20 protein-coding genes and 1 tRNA gene are annotated in these 19,670 nt (G+C 62.8%); 3 read left to right on the top strand and 18 right to left on the bottom strand.

Annotated features, from left to right (window positions below; genetic code table 11):
- Nucleotides 1–141 precede the first annotated feature (141 nt).
- Entirely contained in the window at nucleotides 142–837 is a 696-nt protein-coding gene (locus tag XH88_RS32605) for a DUF3800 domain-containing protein (protein WP_271672313.1), read from the top strand.
- 38 nt (nucleotides 838–875) lie between these two features.
- On the opposite strand, the gene XH88_RS32600 is transcribed toward XH88_RS32605, so the two are convergent.
- From XH88_RS32600 to XH88_RS32565, 8 genes are all read right to left on the bottom strand, one after another.
- Nucleotides 876–1,106, bottom strand: coding sequence for a helix-turn-helix domain-containing protein (locus tag XH88_RS32600; protein WP_271672312.1), 231 nt, complete (start codon nucleotides 1,104–1,106; stop codon nucleotides 876–878).
- Between the two features lie 697 nt (nucleotides 1,107–1,803).
- A tRNA-Pro gene (locus XH88_RS32595) sits at nucleotides 1,804–1,881 on the bottom strand.
- A gap of 110 nt (nucleotides 1,882–1,991) precedes the next feature.
- Nucleotides 1,992–2,570, bottom strand: a complete 579-nt coding sequence (locus tag XH88_RS32590) for a MerR family transcriptional regulator (protein ID WP_271672311.1) — start codon at nucleotides 2,568–2,570, stop codon at nucleotides 1,992–1,994.
- 24 nt (nucleotides 2,571–2,594) lie between these two features.
- A complete protein-coding gene (locus XH88_RS32585) occupies nucleotides 2,595–2,936 on the bottom strand; it encodes an integration host factor subunit alpha (RefSeq protein WP_271672310.1) in 342 nt (113 codons plus the stop codon).
- 134 nt (nucleotides 2,937–3,070) lie between these two features.
- Entirely contained in the window at nucleotides 3,071–4,051 is a 981-nt protein-coding gene (locus XH88_RS32580) for a beta-ketoacyl-ACP synthase III (RefSeq protein WP_271672309.1), read from the bottom strand.
- Nucleotides 4,048–5,109: a phosphate acyltransferase PlsX gene (gene plsX, locus XH88_RS32575; RefSeq protein ID WP_271672308.1), complete on the bottom strand. Its 1,062-nt coding sequence runs from the start codon at nucleotides 5,107–5,109 to the stop codon at nucleotides 4,048–4,050. The genes XH88_RS32580 and plsX overlap by 4 nt, the downstream gene beginning before the upstream one ends.
- A 296-nt stretch (nucleotides 5,110–5,405) precedes the next feature.
- Nucleotides 5,406–5,987, bottom strand: coding sequence for a YceD family protein (locus XH88_RS32570; protein ID WP_271672307.1), 582 nt, complete (start codon nucleotides 5,985–5,987; stop codon nucleotides 5,406–5,408).
- Entirely contained in the window at nucleotides 5,984–6,535 is a 552-nt protein-coding gene (locus XH88_RS32565) for a ubiquinol-cytochrome C chaperone family protein (RefSeq protein ID WP_271672306.1), read from the bottom strand. Before XH88_RS32565 ends, XH88_RS32570 begins: the two co-directional genes overlap by 4 nt.
- Nucleotides 6,536–6,633: 98 nt before the next feature.
- Between XH88_RS32565 and XH88_RS32560 the strand changes: the two genes are divergently transcribed.
- Together XH88_RS32560 and XH88_RS32555 are read left to right on the top strand one after the other, a co-directional pair.
- Entirely contained in the window at nucleotides 6,634–7,119 is a 486-nt protein-coding gene (locus tag XH88_RS32560) for an outer membrane protein assembly factor BamE (protein WP_271672305.1), read from the top strand.
- Nucleotides 7,120–7,277: 158 nt separating this feature from the next.
- Nucleotides 7,278–8,276, top strand: coding sequence for a Bug family tripartite tricarboxylate transporter substrate binding protein (locus XH88_RS32555; protein WP_271672432.1), 999 nt, complete (start codon nucleotides 7,278–7,280; stop codon nucleotides 8,274–8,276).
- On the opposite strand, the gene XH88_RS32550 is transcribed toward XH88_RS32555, so the two are convergent.
- The 10 genes from XH88_RS32550 to XH88_RS32505 form a co-directional block, all read right to left on the bottom strand.
- On the bottom strand, nucleotides 8,239–9,468 hold the full coding sequence (locus XH88_RS32550) for an FIST N-terminal domain-containing protein (protein WP_271672304.1): 1,230 nt from the start codon (nucleotides 9,466–9,468) through the stop codon (nucleotides 8,239–8,241). The genes XH88_RS32555 and XH88_RS32550 overlap by 38 nt on opposite strands.
- 26 nt (nucleotides 9,469–9,494) lie before the next feature.
- Entirely contained in the window at nucleotides 9,495–10,550 is a 1,056-nt protein-coding gene (locus XH88_RS32545) for an alpha/beta fold hydrolase (RefSeq protein WP_271672303.1), read from the bottom strand.
- Nucleotides 10,551–10,573: 23 nt separating this feature from the next.
- On the bottom strand, nucleotides 10,574–12,223 hold the full coding sequence (locus tag XH88_RS32540) for a flavin-containing monooxygenase (protein ID WP_271672302.1): 1,650 nt from the start codon (nucleotides 12,221–12,223) through the stop codon (nucleotides 10,574–10,576).
- Between the two features lie 133 nt (nucleotides 12,224–12,356).
- Entirely contained in the window at nucleotides 12,357–13,244 is an 888-nt protein-coding gene (locus XH88_RS32535; RefSeq protein ID WP_271672301.1) for a helix-turn-helix domain-containing protein, read from the bottom strand.
- Nucleotides 13,245–13,640: 396 nt separating this feature from the next.
- Entirely contained in the window at nucleotides 13,641–15,761 is a 2,121-nt protein-coding gene (locus tag XH88_RS32530; protein WP_271672300.1) for a sodium-translocating pyrophosphatase, read from the bottom strand.
- A gap of 269 nt (nucleotides 15,762–16,030) precedes the next feature.
- The gene (locus XH88_RS32525; protein ID WP_271672299.1) at nucleotides 16,031–16,639 is read right to left on the bottom strand and encodes a hypothetical protein; all 609 of its coding nucleotides are present in this window, start codon (nucleotides 16,637–16,639) and stop codon (nucleotides 16,031–16,033) included.
- Between the two features lie 116 nt (nucleotides 16,640–16,755).
- Nucleotides 16,756–17,754 (bottom strand): thiamine-phosphate kinase, encoded by a 999-nt coding sequence (gene thiL / locus XH88_RS32520; RefSeq protein ID WP_271672298.1) that lies wholly within the window; start codon nucleotides 17,752–17,754, stop codon nucleotides 16,756–16,758.
- Between the two features lie 193 nt (nucleotides 17,755–17,947).
- A complete protein-coding gene (nusB, locus tag XH88_RS32515; protein ID WP_271672297.1) occupies nucleotides 17,948–18,439 on the bottom strand; it encodes a transcription antitermination factor NusB in 492 nt (163 codons plus the stop codon).
- Between the two features lie 3 nt (nucleotides 18,440–18,442).
- The gene (gene ribH, locus XH88_RS32510; protein ID WP_271672296.1) at nucleotides 18,443–18,934 is read right to left on the bottom strand and encodes a 6,7-dimethyl-8-ribityllumazine synthase; all 492 of its coding nucleotides are present in this window, start codon (nucleotides 18,932–18,934) and stop codon (nucleotides 18,443–18,445) included.
- A 123-nt stretch (nucleotides 18,935–19,057) separates the two neighbouring features.
- The gene (locus XH88_RS32505; RefSeq protein ID WP_271672295.1) at nucleotides 19,058–19,669 is read right to left on the bottom strand and encodes a riboflavin synthase; all 612 of its coding nucleotides are present in this window, start codon (nucleotides 19,667–19,669) and stop codon (nucleotides 19,058–19,060) included.
- Nucleotide 19,670 lies beyond the last annotated feature (1 nt).

Raw genomic sequence — 19,670 nt, 5'->3', positions numbered from 1 at the left:
CACAACTTCTCCCTTCACGCAAAGGGTAGAACCAGTGCGTGAAGTCGCAATAGCTTAGGACGTTTTGGCAGTAACAACAGGTCCATTAAATCCAATGAGCTGCGTAAGTTTGGCTCGCACACAGAAGCGAGAGCGCTGACCGTGTACGTCACGTACTTCGATGAGGTTAAGAGCCAGCCGACACAGGGGCAAAATTACTATTTCGTCGGCGGCATTTGTGTCCCCATGAATAAAATCATGGAGATCGAAAGCCATCTCAATAAGCTCGCCGCTGATCTGTTTGGCACCTCAGACCTGACGCCCGAGACCTGCTTCCATGCCCGCTTGATCCACTTCAAGAAAGGACCATTCGGGAAGATGGATTTTCCAGCGCGTCTCGTAGTGCTGAAGCGGCTAACTGAAATCCTTGCCGAAGCTCCCGTTAAGAGGGTCTATGTCGCAATCGACCACAATTTATTGAAGGCCAGACACAAGATTGCAGAGATCGCGTTCGCTCACTTTTGCGAACGCGTTGAAATGGCCATGGACGAGAACGAGCGAACGATCCTAATTGGTGATCTGGATAATCAAGAGTTCAAAAACATGATCTCGGATTTTGCCCGGTATCGCACCAAGGGCACGCCGTGGGACTGGGGCATAAAAATCAACAGCATCGTGGATTCGGTGCATTTCGCGAGGTCGCACCATTCCCGCATGATCCAGCTCGCTGACATCTATCTCTACACGGTGTCGCACGGGTATGGCAGCAGGAAAGGCGGGTTCGCCGACGCCTATGCGAAGGTGCTACAGGAGTTCAATCTATTTCCCACGCGTTACAAGGTGTGGCCGCGTGACTGAGCCCTGCGCTCGCTCGCCACAGCTCGCTCGTGACCCGGTTACTTTCGGGCAGGACGTTTTGCGGGGCGCTTTAAAAATTCCTCCGGCTCGGCACCTAATGTTTCAGCCAGCTTCCCAATCACTTTGATGCTTACGTGAAACGAGCCCTTCTCAAGCTGCGAGAGGTAACTGCGGCTAATATCGGCAGTGTAGGCCAGATCATCTTGGGACATCCCTTTCGCGTTGCGCAATCGACGCAAGTTGGTCGCAAAGATTTCCCGTAAGTCCATCCGGGAAATGGAATGCCTTGTTCGATATATTGCACCTCGATATACTGAACAAAGCGATCCTGAACCGGCTTTGTTGACTATCGTGTGTTTGTCCCATGCGCAGGACTGATCGAGGCAAAGCTGAACGCTTTGAATTGGCTATGCCTGATGCGATGCGAGCCGCGTTGAGCAAGCTCTCCTCAGAGACGGAGATGAGCATCCAATTCTTGCTTCGCCAAATTATCGGCGACTACCTCGTGGCGCACGGCTACTTGACCGATCACGAACCGTTCGGAAACAGGTCCGCACCCCGACGCCGCAGTCCTCCTCGAAAGGACCGCCCGCAGAAGGGGAAACCCGCTTCAGTCTGATCTACACTGCCCGATTTCCAGTTCCCCGAAATTCAAGCCTTAGCACCCTAGTGTACTGGACTAGTGCGCTAACGCTCACGCCGCGCTTATCCGGGTGTTTCTCCGGGTGTTTTTCCGGTGGTTTGAACAAGGCAAGAACAACTCGGGTGGTCACTCGGGTGGTTTTTGTCACTCCGGTGGTTGTTCCTTGGCCTTTTTCGTCAAGGAAAAGGCGAAAACATATATAGGTTCAATGCCTTACGCGATTTAGCACTCGGGACCACTCCGGTGGCTTCCAGCGGCTTCTATGTTCGCGGATTGTTCGCTATCCAAAAAACAAAAAAGCCCTTGTTTCCAAGGGCTTATTTTGGTCGGAGCGAGAGGATTTGAACCTCCGACCCCTAGTCTCCCAGACTAGTGCGCTAACCGGGCTGCGCCACGCTCCGAACGTCGTTCCATTAGCTAGGATCGGGGCGATGCGCAAGGCGAGCCGCACCATTTTGCTGTCCCCGGCCTAACCTTGGGGAACGGACCGCAAAGGCGGCGAAAAGACCCCTCAACCCTCCTTCAGGGCCTGATCCAGCATCTCCTTGCAGGCGACGAGGTCGCCGAGCACGCGTTCCAGCCGTTCCCGGTCCAACGCGCTGGGACCGGCCGGCGCGGCGGCAGCGCCGCCCTTGCGGAAGGTGGTGAGGATCTCTTCGTCATCGACCTCCGTGAAGCGGAAGTCGATGCCTTCCTCTTCGTCGCCCTGGTAGTCGTCATCGTCGGTATCAGCGATGCCCTTGATGGGGGCTTCGTCCTCGGGCTCCATCAGGCTCGCGCCGATGGCGTCCTCGATCGCCCCGAACGAGACCGCAGCCGCACTGTCGGCAAGGCCCTGCACCGATTTGACGCCGTGCTCCTTCAGGATCCGCTGCACCCCGCGGATGGTGTAGCCCTCCCCGTAGAGCAGCCGGCGGATGCCCTTCAGCAGGTCGACGTCATCAGGGCGGTAATAGCGGCGGCCGCCGCTGCGCTTCATCGGCTTGATCTGCGCGAACCGGGTCTCCCAGAACCGCAGCACGTGCTGCGGAATGTCGAGCTCCTGCGCTACTTCGCTGATGGTTCGGAACGCATCCGGCGCCTTGTCCAAATGCCAATCCTTTCCGGAGGGCGGTTACGCCTCGGGTTGCGCCTTGCTGGCGTCGCCATTGGTGCGGTGCTGGGCGTTGATCCGCTGCTTCAGGATCGCCGACGGCTTGAACACCATGACCCGGCGCGGCGAGATCGGCACTTCGGTACCGGTCTTCGGGTTACGGCCGATGCGCTGGCCCTTCTTGCGGACCATGAACGAGCCGAACGAGGACAGCTTCACCGTCTCGCCCTTCTCCAGGCAATCGGTAATCTCCTTCAGCACGAGTTCCACGAAGGCGGACGATTCCGTGCGCGACAGGCCCACCTTTTGGTAGACGGCTTCGCACAAATCAACTCGCGTTACGGTTTTGCTGGTCTCGGTCATCGCCCTGCCCCACATCACGGCGAACAATTGTTGTCTGAAATTATGAGCTTACGATACGGCGGTCAACAGCGCTCATCAATGCAGACGCATCGATAATCGAGGCTGATTCCGGCAAAATTTTATCTGATGTGGCTTTACCAGCGCACCAGCGCGGAGCCCCAGGTGAAGCCGCCGCCCATGGCCTCCAGCAGAACCATGTCGCCGCGCTTGATGCGGCCGTCCTTGCGCGCCACCGTCAGCGCCAGCGGGATCGAGGCCGCCGAGGTGTTGCCGTGACGGTCGACCGTCAGCACCACCTTCTCCGGCGCGATATGCAGCTTATGGGCGGATGCGTCGATGATTCGCTTGTTGGCCTGGTGGGGCACGAACCAGTCGATGCTGTCGGCATTGAGCCCGGTCGCCTGGAAGGCGTCGACGATCACGTCGGTAATCATGCCGACCGCATGCTTGAATACTTCGCGGCCCTCCATGCGCAGATGGCCGACGGTCTGGGTCGAGGATGGTCCGCCGTCGACAAACAGTTTCGCCTTGTGGCGGCCGTCGGAGCGCAAATGCGTGGTCACGATGCCACGGTCGGTCGCGGCATTGCCCGGCTGCTCCTGCGCCTCCAGCACCACTGCGCCGGCCCCGTCGCCGAACAGCACACAGGTGCCGCGGTCGTTCCAATCGAGGATGCGCGAGAAGGTCTCGGCGCCGATCACCAGTGCGCGCTTGTAGGCGCCGGTGCGCAGGAAATTGTTGGCGGTCGCCAGCGCGAAGACGAAACCCGAGCACACCGCCTGGAGATCGAAGGCCGCGCCATGGTTGATGCCGAGCGCGTGCTGCACGGCGACCGCGGTCGCCGGAAACGTGTTATCGGGCGTCGAGGTCGCGAGCACGATCAGTTCGATCGACTGCGCGTCCACGCCGGCGTCAGCGAGCGCGGCCTGCGCCGCCTTGATCGCCAGATGCGAGGTGAATTCGCCCTCGGCGGCAATGTGTCGTTCGCGAATGCCGGTCCGCTGCACGATCCACTCGTCGGACGTGTCGATACGGGCCGCCAATTGGGCGTTGGTCACCACCTGCTCCGGCAGATAGGAGCCGCAGCCGAGCACGACCGAACGAATTTGTGTCACGAAACATCCTCCGGCGCGGTCTGCACGGAACTGAGCGCACCACCCTCGCGGTTGAGCATCTGATTGATCTTGTTCAGGAGATCGTAGTGAGCCATCTCATAGCCAACATCGATCGCATAGGCAAAGCCTTCGGCGTTGATTCCGCCATGGCTCTTGACGACCAGTCCATTGAGCCCCAGCAACACGCCACCGTTCGACTTGTTCGGGTCCATCTTGTCGCGCAGGGCCTGGAAGGCCTTGCGGGCAAAGACATAGCCGAGCTTGGACAGCCAGCTCCGCTGAATCTCGTTGCGGAGCAAGTCCGCCATCTGACGTGCGGTTCCTTCGGCAGCCTTGAGCGCGATGTTGCCGCTATATCCTTCGGTCACGATCACATCGGCCATCCCCTTGCCGATGCCGTCACCCTCGACGAAGCCGATATATTCGAGTTCCGGCAGGTTCATGGCGCGCAGCATCTCGCCGGCCTCGCGGATCTCCTCGTGCCCCTTGATTTCCTCGGTGCCGATGTTGAGCAGGCCGACCGTAGGGCGCTTCTTGTCGAACACCACGCTCATCATGGCCGCGCCCATGATCGCAAGCGCCACCAGATGGCGCGCATCGCCGCCGATCGTGGCACCGAGATCGAGCACAACGGACTCGCCACGCCGGGTCGGCCAGATCGCGCTGATGGCAGGACGGTCAATGCCCGGCAGCGTACGCAGATGGAACCGGGCCATCGCCATCAGCGCGCCGGTATTGCCGGCGGAGACCGCGACGTCGGCCTCGCCCTTCTTCACCGCATCGATGGCAAGCCACATCGAGGAGGTCTTGCGGCCGCGCCGCAGGGCCTGGCTGGGCTTGTCCGAGCCGCTGACGGCGACGTCGGTATGGATGATCCTCGAGGCAGCCTTCAACTGGGGGTGCCGGTCGAGCTCAGGCTCGATCTTGGCACGGTCCCCGACCAGCAGGAATTCAGTATCGTGGTGCCTCTGAAGCGAGATGGCCGCGCCTGGAATGACCACGGCAGCGCCGTCATCGCCCCCCATGGCGTCCAGCGCGATGCGAACCTTGCTTGGCATAGAAGTCCCGGAAACCTGGTCTGGTGCGGTCTTGAATTAGCGGGGCCGCAAAATGGGTTCGCCATGGACATGGCGACCGGCCAAGCGCCACGCCGCACCCGGACCGGGGCGGACAATAGCGTTTTGTTATCCTGAAACAACCTCTTGCCCCCAGTCTTTTGGATTGAGGACGATCCGCCGACAGACCGCCGAAGTTCGAAATAATGACTTAAAATCAGCTAGATATACCAAAGTTTGAAACCAGCCCGGTAAACACTTCGCCCCCTTGGCAAAGCGGTCTTGCGGGGAATGCCGGGCTATTTGCCCTTCTTGTTACCCTGCTTGTTGTCCTGAAGTGCCTTCAGCGCCGCGAACGGATGGTCCTCGGGATCGGGTGCGATGACTTCGGTCTCAAACACGGCCCCGGGCTTGCGAGGATATGGATCGATCGCCAGGAACAGCGCATCGGTCGCGATCCGGCCGAGATCGATGATCCCGTTGACGATGGCCTCCGGCGGATCGGCGACCTCCGGCGGCTCCTCGTCGTCCTGCCCTTGCTCGATCAGGTCCTCCAGCCGCCGCGTTTCGGCCTCGGGCGCGAAGGTCAGGTCGACCTCCTCGTCGATCTCGCTCTCGATCGGATCGAGCGTGACCACGCAGGTCTGGCCGATCCGGGCCTGGACGCGGCCGGTGACCTGGACCCGGCCGCCGCTCTTCGGCACGACGTCGAAGTCGGCATGGGCAAACAGGATGTCGCGCAGGCCTGCAAGATCAGCCATGGCCTGGCGCTCGGCCACCGATGCTTCGAACGCGCGGTGCAGGCCGGTATCGGGAATCTGCGCCACCGTCACGGGCGAGCGCCAGGGATCGGATTGGGAGCCGGTCATCGGTCGGTTCATGATGTCTCACCCTCCCGAAGCAGTGCAGGAAATTTGAAGGATCCGAGCAGCGGCGCCGGATCGCCGGTCTCGCCGAGATCCGCATTCGCGGCCTCTGCATAAGCAGCCAGCCGTCGTGCGTGCTCCATCCCTGCCCCATTCAAGATATTCTTGCAGATCGCCTGCGCCAGCGCCTCTGCACCGCTATCGATCGCCTGGTCGTAGGCCTGGACGCGGCCGTAAAAGGCCTCGCCGAAGGCCCGCATCCGCTTCGGGACGGTCTGGTCGCCCACGCCCATCTCGCGGAGATTGTCATCCATATCCTCGCAGAAGCGGTCGAACAGGGCTTGCGACAGCTCCCCCCCGCCTTGGGCCGTCCGCAGCCGCCGCAGCAACAGCCAGAGGTGCAGGAGCAACAGGTCGAAACGGCCATTAACCGTATCCGGCACGCCCAAGTCCCGGTAAAATATGGGTTCTCGCGCCTGCGTCACGATCATGCCATAGATGGCCTCAATGGTGCCGGCCGGGGCTAGCCGGGGTTTCCTGAAGTGATTGAACGGCCAAAGCATTGTGGTTTCCGCAAGCGGGGGCGCGCGAGTTGCATTCAGACGCCCTGCCCGGTACTTCAGCGCCTCGCGCGACGCAAGGGGACGGAATCAGTTCCGCTATGACGATAACGAACCAGACCAGCCTGCCCGCGGACAAGCGGCGCGGCCTTCATGCGCGCTGGCGCGGCCTGCGCCTGCTCGCGGCCGTGACTCTGGTCGGTGCGGCGCTCGCGGGCTGCACCGGCGAGCAATTCCAGAAAGGCTACATCCTGCCGCCCGGCGCGCTCGAGCAGATTCCGATCGGCGCGAGCCAGGACCAGGTGCTGATCGTGATGGGTACGCCGTCCACCGTCGCCACGCTGGACGGCGAGGTGTTCTATTACATCTCGCAGCGCTCGGAGCGTCCTGTCGCCTTCATGAACCAGAAGGTGGTCGACCAGCGCGTGATCGCCATCTATTTCGACAAGAACCGGCGCGTGCGCCGGCTTGCGAATTACGGCCTGCAGGACGGCAAGATCTTCGACTTCATCAGCCGGTCCACGCCGACGTCGGGTCAGGAGATGAGCTACCTCGCGCCGCTGTTCAAGCTGCTGAGCTTCAACTGAGATCGTGATCTGACCTCACCTGCCTGCGGCGTCGTGCCGCTCTCTGCACGGCGCATCTCTTCGCGCGCGCCTTGCCGTCGTGCGCGCGGTTCCCTACGCTTCCTGCAAAACAAGAAGCTGGGAGTGGATTCGTGGCCAAGACACCTCAAAACAAACCTCTGAACGACTTGTTGTCCCGCCGTCGCGTGCTCGCGGGTGCCGCCGGCCTCTCGGCCGCAACCATCCTGCCGCGATCGAGCCTTGCGGACTGGAAGCCGACCGAGAACATCCGCCTCATCGTGCCGGCCGCGGCAGGCGGCTCGACTGACGTGATGGGCCGCCTGCTTGCTGCCCATCTCCAATCCGCCTGGGGCCAGACGGCGGTCGTGGAGAATCGCTCGGGCGGCGGCGGCACGATCGGGACAGCCGAGGTCGTGCGCTCCAAGCCCGACGGCCACACCATCCTGATCGGCAATCCGGGGCCGAACGCGATCGCCTACAGCATCTTCAAGAACCTCACCTACAAGCCGGACCAGCTCCAGCCCGTCTCGAACATGATCCGGATCCCGAACATCGTGTCGGCGCATCCGAAGACCGGCATCAAGTCCGTCGCCGAGCTGATCGCGTATCTGAAAGCCAATCCGGACAAGCTGAGCTACGCCTCATCAGGCGTCGGCCAGAGCCCGCATCTCACGGGCGCCTGGTTCCTCCAGCTCACCGGGCTGAAGATGACGCATATCCCGTTCCGCGGCGCCGGCCCCGCGCTCCAGGCCGCGCTCGCCGGCGACATCCAGATCCTGTTCGACAATCTCTACCCGAGCCTGCCGCAGGTCCAGAACGGCACGCTCAACGGCCTTTGCGTCACCACCACCGAGCGCAGCGAGCTCGCACCGAACCTGCCGACCATGCGCGAGAGCGCACCGGAGCTTGCGAATTTCGACGTGTCGTCCTGGTTCTCGGTGTTTCTGCCGAAGGGCGTCCCCGCCCCCGTGCTCGAGGCGCTCAATCTCCAGGTCAAGGCGATGCTGGAGCGCGACGCTATCAAGAAGCAGATCGCCGCCATGGGCGCTCGCGCCGACTACGGCACCCCGCAGCAGTTCGCCGAGTTCGTGGACGCCGAGACGAAGAAATTCGCTGGCATCATCCAGAAGGAAGGGCTGCAGATGGACGTGCAGTAGCTCTCGTGGCACGGGACGCGCCGATCGCCACACCGGTGAGCGTTCCGTTGATGTGCATCGGACCATACAGCTCGCCGTAGGTATTGCACCCAAACACACAATGGGTTCGGTACAGGTCCGACATGTCGCGGTCGCATTGGTGCTCGACACCCATACGCCTCTGAACGGACTCGAATCCGATATAGATTGAGACCTCCCCGATTTCTTCCTGGATTTGCGCGAAAAGATCGCTGGTGGGGTCGACCGGGTCACGCAGCGTGGCCACCGTAAACACGAGGCCTTTGTCAATGGCGGAGGAAAAATGTAGCGTGCCGTCCGCATCGACGCGGCGTATCGAGCGTGCGTAATACGCATCGCCGATCCGTACGAGCACAGGATGGGATGCAAACGCCGTCACATCGAGTTCACCGCCGGCGATGCCCGCCATGCGTGAATACTCGGCTGCTGCGGGCTCGGCGTTCAACTCGCTGACAGTACGCCGATCCGGATCGGCCTCCGTCACCACCATTTTTTCCGTGCAAGGCTCGCAAGTGTCGCAAGAAAAGATGAGGAACGGCAATGACGTCCTGAACACGAGGAGCACCGCCGCATCCGTATGGGCGCGGCCCCCGAAATAGACCCAGCTGCGCTCAAATCGCAGACCATCCGCGGCCGAGCCGCCGACCAGCGGCAGGTGACCAAGGGAGGCATGAATCGCGGCCAAAACGACCTCTTCCCGCTGGCACATGCCATCGATCAGCAACAGTCCGAAGCAGCGCCCGCCATCGCCGTTGCCGCCGTGTCGGACGGAGCGATCGCGAATATCAGCGCCAATCGCGCGAAAGTCTTCGATGCGAAAATTCGAGAGTCCGGAGATGGGATGAGCCGTCACGTCGAAGTCGGCAGCGCTAAAGGCGAGCGCGACGATGCTATTTTCGTCCCATCCGTTGAGCGCAATCTCGCCGGCGGTCGTGCAGCCGAAGACGGGCGCGCCCGTGAAGCGCGCCGTCATTTCGGCCGCAAACCGGTGCGGATCGTAACAGGGTGAAACAAACACGAGCACCGCCGCAAGCCCGCTGGCCGGGAGAACGCTTGCCAGCTCCGCCGCCGCACCCGCGGCGGAAGACGCTTTCGTCTCGACGGCTACAACGCCGGGTGGGCATCGATCGAGCATCGGCGTCAGCAACCTGGTTGAGGCGCGACGAATTCCCATTGGGCCATCGTCGCGCCTTGGCTCGTTCAGTTGACAGGTGTGGCGAGCAACTCGGACAGGTTGGCATCGAGCTGTGCGAGCATCTGCGGATCGGTGCCGAACAGACCCAGATGCCCGTCGATGCTGGCCAGCGGACGGAACTCGCTTCCCGGAATGAGCCGCTGCTCGGCCTCGCAATCGGCTGGCGGGAAGAACATGTCATGACTGATCGGCATCACAAATGTCTTCGCCTTGATACGCCCGAGAGCCGCGGCAAGGTCGCCGTCGGCGTTGCGGCTGACATCGCCGCGCTGCCACTTCCACGCCATGGACAGCAGATTGTTCGGATCCATCGGCGCGAAGTAGCCGGTCATGAAGGTGTCGACAAATGCCTGCACGGTTTCGAAACCGAGCGCCTTGTGCCTGTTGGCGCGGAAAAAGTCGGTGCTCCAACCCATCACGGTCCAGAGCTTCGCCTGTCGCTTGAGGCCCGCGGCGACGTCGGTCGGCGAGCCATAGCGTCCTTCGCGGAAGCCGGGATCGCTCGTGATGGCCTCATTCAGCGTCTCCGCAAAGAGGAAGTCGTGCTCGGTATTCCTCGCCGTACCGGCGATCGGCGCCGCCCGCTTGACGAAATCCGGATAGCGCACGGCCCACTCGTAGGTCTGCTGCGCGCCCATCGAGCCCCCGACCATGAGCGCCAGGCTCTTGAGCCCGAACTTTTCGGTCAACAGCCGGTGCTGGGCGCGAACGTCGTCGCCGATGCGAACCTTTGGGAAATTTGGTCCGGCTATCGCCGCACTGGCATTGTGCGGCGATGTCGACAATCCACTGCCGATCTGGTTGACCACGATGATGAAGTATTTCGCAGGATCGAGCGCCCGGCCTGTGCCGATATAGACCTGCTCCATGATCTTGCTCGTGCCCGAATACCAGGTGGGGACGAGAATGGCGTTGTCCTTCGCCGCGTTGAGCGCACCGTGTGCGGCGACGGCGAGCTTGCAGCCGGGAATGGTGCCGCCATCCTCGAGCGGCAGGTCGCCGATGTCGATCATCTCGTAGGGGCCGTGACCTTCAGGCCCGTAATAAGGATTGGTGCTCATTTGAATTTTCCTTCGGACCAGAGTCAGTTCATCGCGAGACCGGGATAGCCGCTGGCGGCGAGCTCGTCGCATTGTCTGTTGTAGTTGCCGACGCCGCCGATATAGGACAACAGCCGACGCGGCTTGCCGTCGACGTTGGAGCCCATGTACCAAGAGTCGGTTTTGACCACGAGCGTCGCCGCAGCGGTGTCGTCATGGTGCTTCACCCAGGCGTCCTCGAACTCCCGGGTGGCCTCGATCGTTTGCTTGCCTTGCATCCGCGCGTAGCCGATGCAGTCGGTGATCCAGTCGACTTGCTGCTGCAGGCAAGTGGTCATGTTGCAGAGTGCGGCCGAAGGTGCGAGCGGCGCGCCGGTCGTGAACAGGTTCGGATAGCCATGGACCTGGAGGCCCATGGCGGTACGAATCTCCTGCTTCCATTGCTCTTTCAGCGAACGACCGTCACGGCCGCGGAAGTCGATCCGGCTCAGCGCACCGGACCCGGCGTCGAAGCCGACAGCGAGGATAATGACATCGACCTCGTGAACCTTGCCGTCGGAGGTTTGGATACCCTCCGGTACGATGCGCTCGATCGGCGTGGACCGGCAGTCGATTGCTTCGACGTTGTCCTGCAGATAGACCTCGAGATAGCCGTTCTCGAGCGGCACGCGGTGCGTGCCGAAGCCATAATCGGACGGGATCAGGAGGTTGCACAGTTTCGGATCGTTGCGCAGGCGCTCACGCATCTTGCCCCGCACGAAGTCGGACACGACGGCGCTGACCGATTCGTCGAAGAACATCTCCGGGAAGGTCGCGAGCCACATCGACAGCGAGCCTTCTTTCCAGAACTTTTCCAGCACGTCCGTGCGCTCTCCAGGCGTCAGCTCTGCCCAGGGACGGTTCTCGAAGTCGTAATGGAAGCCGGCGAAGGTCGAACGGACGCGCTTCTTCAGCTCGTGGAATTGACTGGCCCAGACGTCCCATTCGGCTTGGCTGTATTGCGGGTTCTTCATCGGCACCACGTATTGCGGCGTCCGCACGAAGATCTTCATTTCGGCCACGTCGGGAGCGATGGTCTGGATGACCTGGATGCCGGTCGCGCCGGTGCCGACCACCGCGACGCGTTTGCCTTTGAGATCGACGCCGGTCTTCGGCCATCGTCCGGTATGGTGGATCTCGCCTCGGAACGTCGACTGGCCGGGAAAGCGGTCGACGAGCGGGGCCGACAGCATGCCGCAACAGGCGAGGACGTACTGCGCGTCGATCTTCTCGCCAGCGTCCGTCGTGACCGTCCAGCGGCCGTCCTTCTCTCGATAGTGGGCTGAGGCGATGCGGCTATTGAATTGAATGTCCTTTTTCAGGTCGAGGTGATCCGCGACGAAGTTCAGCCAGCGCTCGGTCTCCGGCTGCGCGGGAAACCGCTCGCTCGGCTTCCAGGCCTTGTACAGCTCTTCCGAAAACCAATACTGGTAGACCTCGGCCTGGGAGTCGAAGCGCGCCCCCGGATAGCGATTCCAATACCAGGTGCCTCCCACCCCCGATGCCGTATCGTAGGCGCGGACGTTCAGTCCCATCTCGCGCAGGCGATACAATTGATAGAGACCGGCGATCCCGGCGCCGATGACCAGCGCGTCCAGCCGTGTTGTCGGTGCATCCGCACGCGACGCATGTGTCGGCTCCAACAAGGTGCCCATAACGTTTCCCCTCTTTTGTACCGGTCGCTTGAGCGACCGAATGGCCATTCGGCCGTGGGGGAACGTTAGAAGCGAGCTGAAGGGCCGTCTTGAATGAACCAGTGAGTTTGTTGAAGGATCAGGTGAAGGCGCGCTAGCGAGAGCTATCGTCCCTCAGGGCGGCCGGCGTCCGGCCCAGCCGCGCGCGCATGACGCGCGTCAGATGGGCCTGATCCGCGAAGCCGCATTCCGACGCAATCGCTTTCAGCGGCTGGCGACCAAGAGCCAGCATTTGCTGCGCTTTTTCGAGCCGACGGTCGACGACGTACTGGTGAGGGCTGGTCTGAAACGAGGCGCGGAAGCGCTTTCCGAAGGTCCATACGCCCATCGAGGCGACTTCGGCGAGCTCCTCAAGCGAGAGCGCCTGATCGATCCGGGCTTCGATGTACTCGACAATGCGTTTGCGTATTGCCGGGGGCAGTTCGCCCCTCCCGGACTTGTCGATGAACTGAACGGATGCAAAGTTGCGAAGCAGATTGACGACGAGCTGTGTGCTCAACGCGTCGACGTATAACGCTCCGCCGATGCCGTTGCCGCTGGCTTCGCGAGATATGGCCTCCACGGCGTCGGTCAGGATCGGGCTTTGCGTGCGCAATATGTCGTGCAGCCGCACCGCGGCGATCGGCCGCTCGAGGACGTCGGCGGCCACGCGGGACACCACGGCGTCCGAAAGATAAACATGCGAGACCTCGATCTGCTCGGTCCAGTGCCAGTGCGAGGCCTGCGAACGGGTCAATAGCGAAACATCGCCCGGATGACACTCGGTCCGGGTCCAGCGCCCCTCGAAACGCCGCTCCATCATCGTGCTGCCGCGCTTGTATGAGACGATCATGAAATCGGCCATCGCGGGCACTGGGACGTCCAGACCATGATAGCGGTAGGTCCGCAGCTCCACGCCCTTCCAGCCTTGACCGGCACTGCAGCGCAGCAACTCGCCCGGTACAAAGCGCGGCAGTTCATCGGGTCGAATGAGCAGTGCCATGGGATTTTCCAACGTCGCGGACTGACGGCACCTGTGCGAGCTATTGTCAACAGCGGGTTTGTACGTGTCAAGCCGAGCCTGAATGGCGTGGCGTGCGCTCGCTGTATCCCGGCGCCGGGCGAGTCGACTTCGTGGATGCCATGACCAAGAAGTTCGTCGGCATCATCCGGAGGAGGCATTGCAGACGGATGTGCATCAGCCCCGTGTCCCGGACGCGGTGCAGCGTGTAACGCTGCTCCGCTGAGCCGGGCCCCAACCGCGTGAAACTGGAGCCCGGATCTGCAGCGCACCACTTCGTGCTGCGCGGCGTCCGGGGAACGCGAGTAGAGCGAGGTCCACCAAACAAAAACCCCACGGCTCGCGCCGCGGGGTTTTGTCGTGCATCGCTTGCGCCGCTCAGTGCGCCAGGATCGCCAGCAGCAGCAAGGCCACGATGTTGGTGATCTTGATCATCGGGTTCACCGCGGGGCCGGCCGTGTCCTTGTAGGGATCACCGACGGTGTCGCCGGTTACGGCGGACTTGTGGGCATCAGAGCCCTTGCCGCCGAAGTGGCCGTCCTCGATGTACTTCTTGGCGTTATCCCAGGCGCCGCCGCCCGAGGTCATGGAGATCGCGACGAAGAGGCCCGTCACGATCACGCCGAGCAGCATGGCGCCGACAGCAGAGAACGCCGCCGACTTGCCGGCCGCCCCGCCGCCCGCGATCGCGTACATCGCGAAATAGACGACGATCGGCGACAGCACCGGAAGCAGCGAGGGGATGATCATCTCCTTGATCGCCGCGCGGGTCAGCAGGTCGACCGCCTTGCCGTAATCAGGCTTGTCGGTGCCCTGCATGATGCCCGGCTTCTCGCGGAACTGACGCCGGACCTCCTCGACGATCGCGCCGGCCGCACGGCCCACCGCCGTCATGCCCAGCGCGCCGAACAGATACGGCAACAGACCGCCGAACAGCAGGCCAACAACCACGTAGGGGTTATTGAGCGAGAAGTCCGGATTGACGCCGGCGAAATAGGCGTGATGTGCGCTGTCTCCAACGAAGAACTTGAGGTCCTGGTTGTAGGCCGCGAACAGCACGAGGGCACCAAGACCGGCAGAGCCGATCGCGTAGCCCTTCGTCACCGCCTTGGTCGTGTTGCCGACCGCGTCGAGCGCGTCGGTCGACTTGCGCACCTCCTTCGGCAGACCCGCCATCTCGGCGATGCCGCCGGCGTTATCAGTCACCGGACCGAAGGCGTCGAGCGCGACGACCATGCCGGCCAGCGCCAGCATGGTGGCTGTCGCGATCGCGATGCCGAACAGGCCTGCGAGGCTATAGGTGATCAGGATGCCGGCGATGATGACGATCGCGGGCAGCGCGGTCGCTTCCATCGAGACGGCGAGACCCTGGATCACGTTGGTGCCGTGGCCGGTCACTGAAGCCTGGGCAATCGACTTCACCGGGCGATAGTCGGTGCCGGTGTAGTATTCGGTGATCCAGATGATCAGCGCGGTGACGACGAGGCCGACCACGCCGCATTCGAACAGCGCCATGCCGGTGTAGTCGACGCCCTCGAGCTTGCCGAAGCCGATCAGGTAGTAGATCACCAGCGCGATGCCGATCAGCGACAGGATGCCGGTTGCGATCAGGCCCTTGTAGAGCGCGCCCATGATCGACTGGCTCGGCCCGAGTTTCACGAAGAAGGTGCCGATGATCGAGGTGATGATGCAGATGCCGCCGATCGCGAGCGGCAGCGTCATCATGTTGGCGAGGATCGGCGTCTTGGCGAAGAAGATCGCCGCCAGCACCATGGTGGCGACCGCGGTCACCGCATAGGTCTCGAATAGGTCGGCCGCCATGCCGGCGCAATCGCCGACATTGTCGCCGACGTTATCGGCAATCGTGGCCGGGTTGCGCGGATCATCCTCCGGGATGCCCGCTTCGACCTTGCCGACGAGATCGCCGCCGACGTCAGCACCCTTGGTGAAGATGCCGCCGCCGAGACGGGCGAAGATCGAGATCAGCGAGGCGCCGAAGCCGAGCGCCACCATGGCATCGACCACGGTGCGGCTGTCGGGCGCGAGCTTCAGGGAATGGACCAGGAAGCCGAAATAGAGCGTCACCCCCAGCAGGGCGAGACCAGCCACCAGCAGTCCGGTGATCGCACCCGCCTTGAAGGCGAGCTCGAGGCCGCCGGCGAGCGAGGTCGTTGCGGCCTGGGCGGTGCGCACATTGGCGCGGACCGAGACGTTCATGCCGATGAAACCGGCCGCCCCCGACAGAATGGCGCCGATGGCGAAACCGATCGCGACATAGAGCCCAAGGAAATAGGCAAGCAGCACGAAGATGACGATGCCGACGATACCGATCGTGGTGTATTGTCGGCGCAGATAAGCCTGTGCGCCTTCGCGCACCGCACCTGCAATTTCCTGCATGCGCGGCGACCCCGCATCCGCGCCCAACACCGAAGACGTCGCCCAAATCGCGTAGACGACGGAAAGCACTCCGCAGAGCACTATCAACCATAATGCTGTCATGTGATTTTTTGCCTCAGATCCTTGATGTACCCCCGGCGCCTTTGTTGTCCGTCTTGCGGTGCAGCGCCTTGATTTTGAACAAAGCCGCCCCTTTCCCGAAGAGGCGGCTCCAGTCGTTCGCAAGCTTGCCAAAATCAAATTGAGGGTGCAACGCCGGATCAGGCCGAAAAAGCCGATCTCGGCAGGTATTTAGACCTAATCCTGAGCGCGTGCCCGCCGGCGCAGTACAGACAGGTTCGAACCGGCCGCGGCTTGGCCTCGGCTGCGCCTCAAGCCACTGCCCTCACGGGATGCCGGGAAGACGAGACCAATTCCAAGATCGGGCCATCGGCCATCGTGCGTCGGTTGAAGATCTTGACCTCGTAGACGCTGCCGCTCGCGCCGGCCTCCAGCGAAACCGAAACGACCTGGTCGAGCGTGAGGACGCCAAGCGGGACATCCTGGTCAGGCAGAATCAGCGTGGCCAGTTCGCCAACGAACACGATCACCAGATGGCCTTTCGCCATATTGCTCTTCGCAAGCAGGCGCAACTGACCGTGATAAGGCTGCCGGGTCCAGGCCGACGGCAGGCCGGGATCGACAACGACCTGGATATTGTTGGTTTGGGGATGCAGGGTAAGCACCATCTTCGCCAGATCAGGCTTCCAGTGCACGGGCAGCGCCGGCATGGTCTTCCAGAGACAATCGAATGCCGCGCACTCGCTCGGCAGATCGTCGTGGATCTTGCAGCCCTGGCCGGGCTTGCAATGCGAGCACCATTTGCCGGCGGGTTTGCCGAAAGCGACCACGTTGTAGACCTTGCAGCAGAGCGTGCAGCCTCCGCACTCCCTCCCGCCAGCTGCCAGCGTCTCGCTCAAACCCGCAACGGTCGCCGTCATCGAATCAGATCCATTGGCTGCTTTTGCACCAACGGATGCGGATACAGCCGTTGGCTATCGCGAGGGTTGCGCCTCGGACGTGCCAGGGACAGATCGGGTCGGAGGCGGGGCTGACTTTAGAAGTGGCTGTAGGACAGGCGCTTCAAGGCGAGTTCCTGGCCCTTCCCGTCCAAAAAACGTGGCCGCTCATGGCCGGCGACGATCGTGCCGATCGCCGTGACCGCGAGACCCACCGTTCGCCCCGCGGCGATCAGCGCATCGCTCTGTGCAGGCGGGACCGTGCACAAGACTTCGTAATCGTCCCCCCCCGCAAGCAGCGTCTCAACGCAAATGGCATTGCGCGCGACCAGGCCGGCCGCAGCGGCAGAGAGAGGCACGCTCGCCACATCGATCGTGGCCGAGACGCCGGACGCTGCACAGAGTTTGGTCAGGTCACCGGCGAGCCCATCGGAGACGTCCATCGCGGCCGTCGCGTGGTCGCGCACGGCCTGTGCCAGCAGATTGCGTGGCTGCGGGATCCGATAGCGCGAGATGAGAGCGTCTTTTGCGGCGATATCAGCCGCGAGCGCCGCGGCGGCCGCGCCGCCGGTCAGCACATCGAGGCCGAGCGCGGCATCGCCAATCGTTCCCGTCACCAGGATGCGGTCACCCGGCCGCGCACCGGTGCGGCCGACCATCCGCCCCTTCGGCACGCGGCCGAAGGCGGTGATCGAAATCATCTGCGGCCCCGGCGTCGACACCGTGTCGCCGCCAAGCAGCGGGCATGCGAAAGCGTTTGCGTCCTCGCCGAGCGCGTCCGCGAACGGCCTCAGCCAGGCATCCTCCTTGCTGCGCAGCGCCAGCGTCAGCACGAAGCCCGCAGGCGCCGCGCCCTTGGCGGCGAGATCCGACAGGTTCACCCGCAGCGCCTTGCGCGCGATGGTGTCGGGGGGATCCGTGGCAAGATAATGCACGCCCTCGACCACCGCATCGGTGGTCACGACGATATCCTCGCTGGATGCGGACAGGATCGCTGCGTCATCGACCAAACCGAACGAACCCGGATCAGTCGCCAACGGCTTGAAGTAGCGCGCGATGAGGGAGTCTTCGCCGGAAGGGGTGTGCGGAGTGGTCATCGAAGTCAGCCCCCCACACAACTGTCATCGCCCGGCCAGTGCGCAATGCGCACGAGGACCGGGCGATCCAGTATTCCAGAGGCAGTCATGTGAAATCGATAGCCCGCGGCGTACTGGATGCCCCGCCTTCGCGGGGCATGACACCGGAGTATGGGGCAGCAGCATCGCATCAATTCACCGCCCTACGGACGACCTACCCCCGCCCGAACTCGTCACCGCGAAACAGGCGGCCGATCTGGTCGAGCACGGCGTTGACCATACCGGTCTCCTCGCGGTCGACGAAGGCATTGGCGACGTCCACGTATTCGGAGACGACGACACGGCCCGGCACGTCTTTGCGGTGCTGGAGTTCATAGGCCCCTGCCCGCAACACCGCGCGCAAGATCGCTTCGATCCGCTTCAACGGCCAGCCCTTCGACAGCGCTTCGTCGATCAAGGGATCGAGCTTCTTCTGGTCGCGCACGACGCCGGAGACGACATCGCGGAAGAACGCAGCTTCCGCCGGCAGATAGGTGTCACCCTCGACCTCGTTGCCGAGCCAGTGGCTTTCGAACTCGGCAAAGATGTCGTTGATGCCGGCACCCGCGATATCCATCTGGTACAGCGCCTGGACGGCCGCGAGCCGCGCCGCACCACGGCGGTTCGCCTTCTTCTCCGCAGTCGCCGGTTTCTTGGTGTCAGCCATGGCTCAGGCCCGCGCCAGCCGGCGCTTGATGCGCAGCATCGCGAGCGCCGCGCGCGCGGCATCGCCACCCTTGTTGAGCTCGCTGGCGCGCGCCCGCGCCCAGGCCTGATCCTCATTGTTGACGGTGAGGATGCCGTTACCGAGCGGCAGTTTGCGCGCCACCGCAAGATCCATCAGCGCCCGCGAGGATTCCTGCGAGACGATCTCGAAATGGATGGTGTCGCCGCGGATGACGCAGCCGAGCGCGATCACCGCGTCATAAGGCTTCCCATTCGCCGCAGCCGCGTCGACCGCGATTGCCACAGCCGACGGGATCTCCAGGGCGCCGGGAACCGTGATGACGTCGTGGCTCAAACCCGCCGCCTTCAGCTCGGCGACCGCGCCGTCCAGCAGCGCGTCCTGGAGATCGTCATAGAACCGCGCCTCGACGACAAGCGCCCGCGCGCCGGAAATGTCGGTCTGGTCCTTCAGGGGTGCGCGCCGCGCGTCTGCCATCATTTAATCCGTTTCAGCAAGTCGTCTCTTGGGTCGGCGCGTTATGTAGTCGCCGCAGGCGTATAAGCCAAGTTAGAAACTGTCATTCCGGGACGGCTCGAAGAGCCGGACCCGGAATCACGGCTATGCCGTCATTTCCGTCAGCCGCGCCGCGTAGCGGGCCATCAGATCGACCTCGATATTGACCTCGGCCCCCGCCTTCCAGCCGCCGATCGTTGTCACCGTCAGCGTATGCGGGATGATCAGAACCGAAAAGGCGACGTCCTCAACCGTATTGATCGTCAAGGAGACGCCGTCGAGCGTGATCGACCCCTTGGTGGCGATAAACCTCGCCAGCTCGCGCGTAGTGGTGAGCTCGAACCGCGCCATGTCGGGCAGGTCCTCACGGCTGACGATGGTGGCGATGCCGTCGGCATGGCCGGCGACGATATGGCCGCCGAGCTCATCGCCGATTTTGAGCGCACGCTCGAGATTGAGCCGCGTGCCCAGCTTCCAGTGCTTGGCCGTCGTCAGCGCCAGGGTCTCGGCGGCAGCATCGACCTCGAACCAGGTTTTGCCATCGGCGACGCCCGAAGAAACCACGGTGAGGCAGACGCCGTTGCAGGCGATCGAGGCACCATCCGCGATGGTGGTCTGATCGTAGCTGCAAGCGATGCGCAGCCGGTGCAATTGCCCCTGAGCCACAGGCTTGAAACTGACGATCTCGCCGATATCGGTGACAATGCCGGTGAACATG

This window comes from Bradyrhizobium sp. CCBAU 51627, from assembly GCF_028128765.1.
Classification (GTDB): domain Bacteria; phylum Pseudomonadota; class Alphaproteobacteria; order Rhizobiales; family Xanthobacteraceae; genus Bradyrhizobium.
This window is presented reverse-complemented; position numbering and strand designations above follow the sequence as displayed.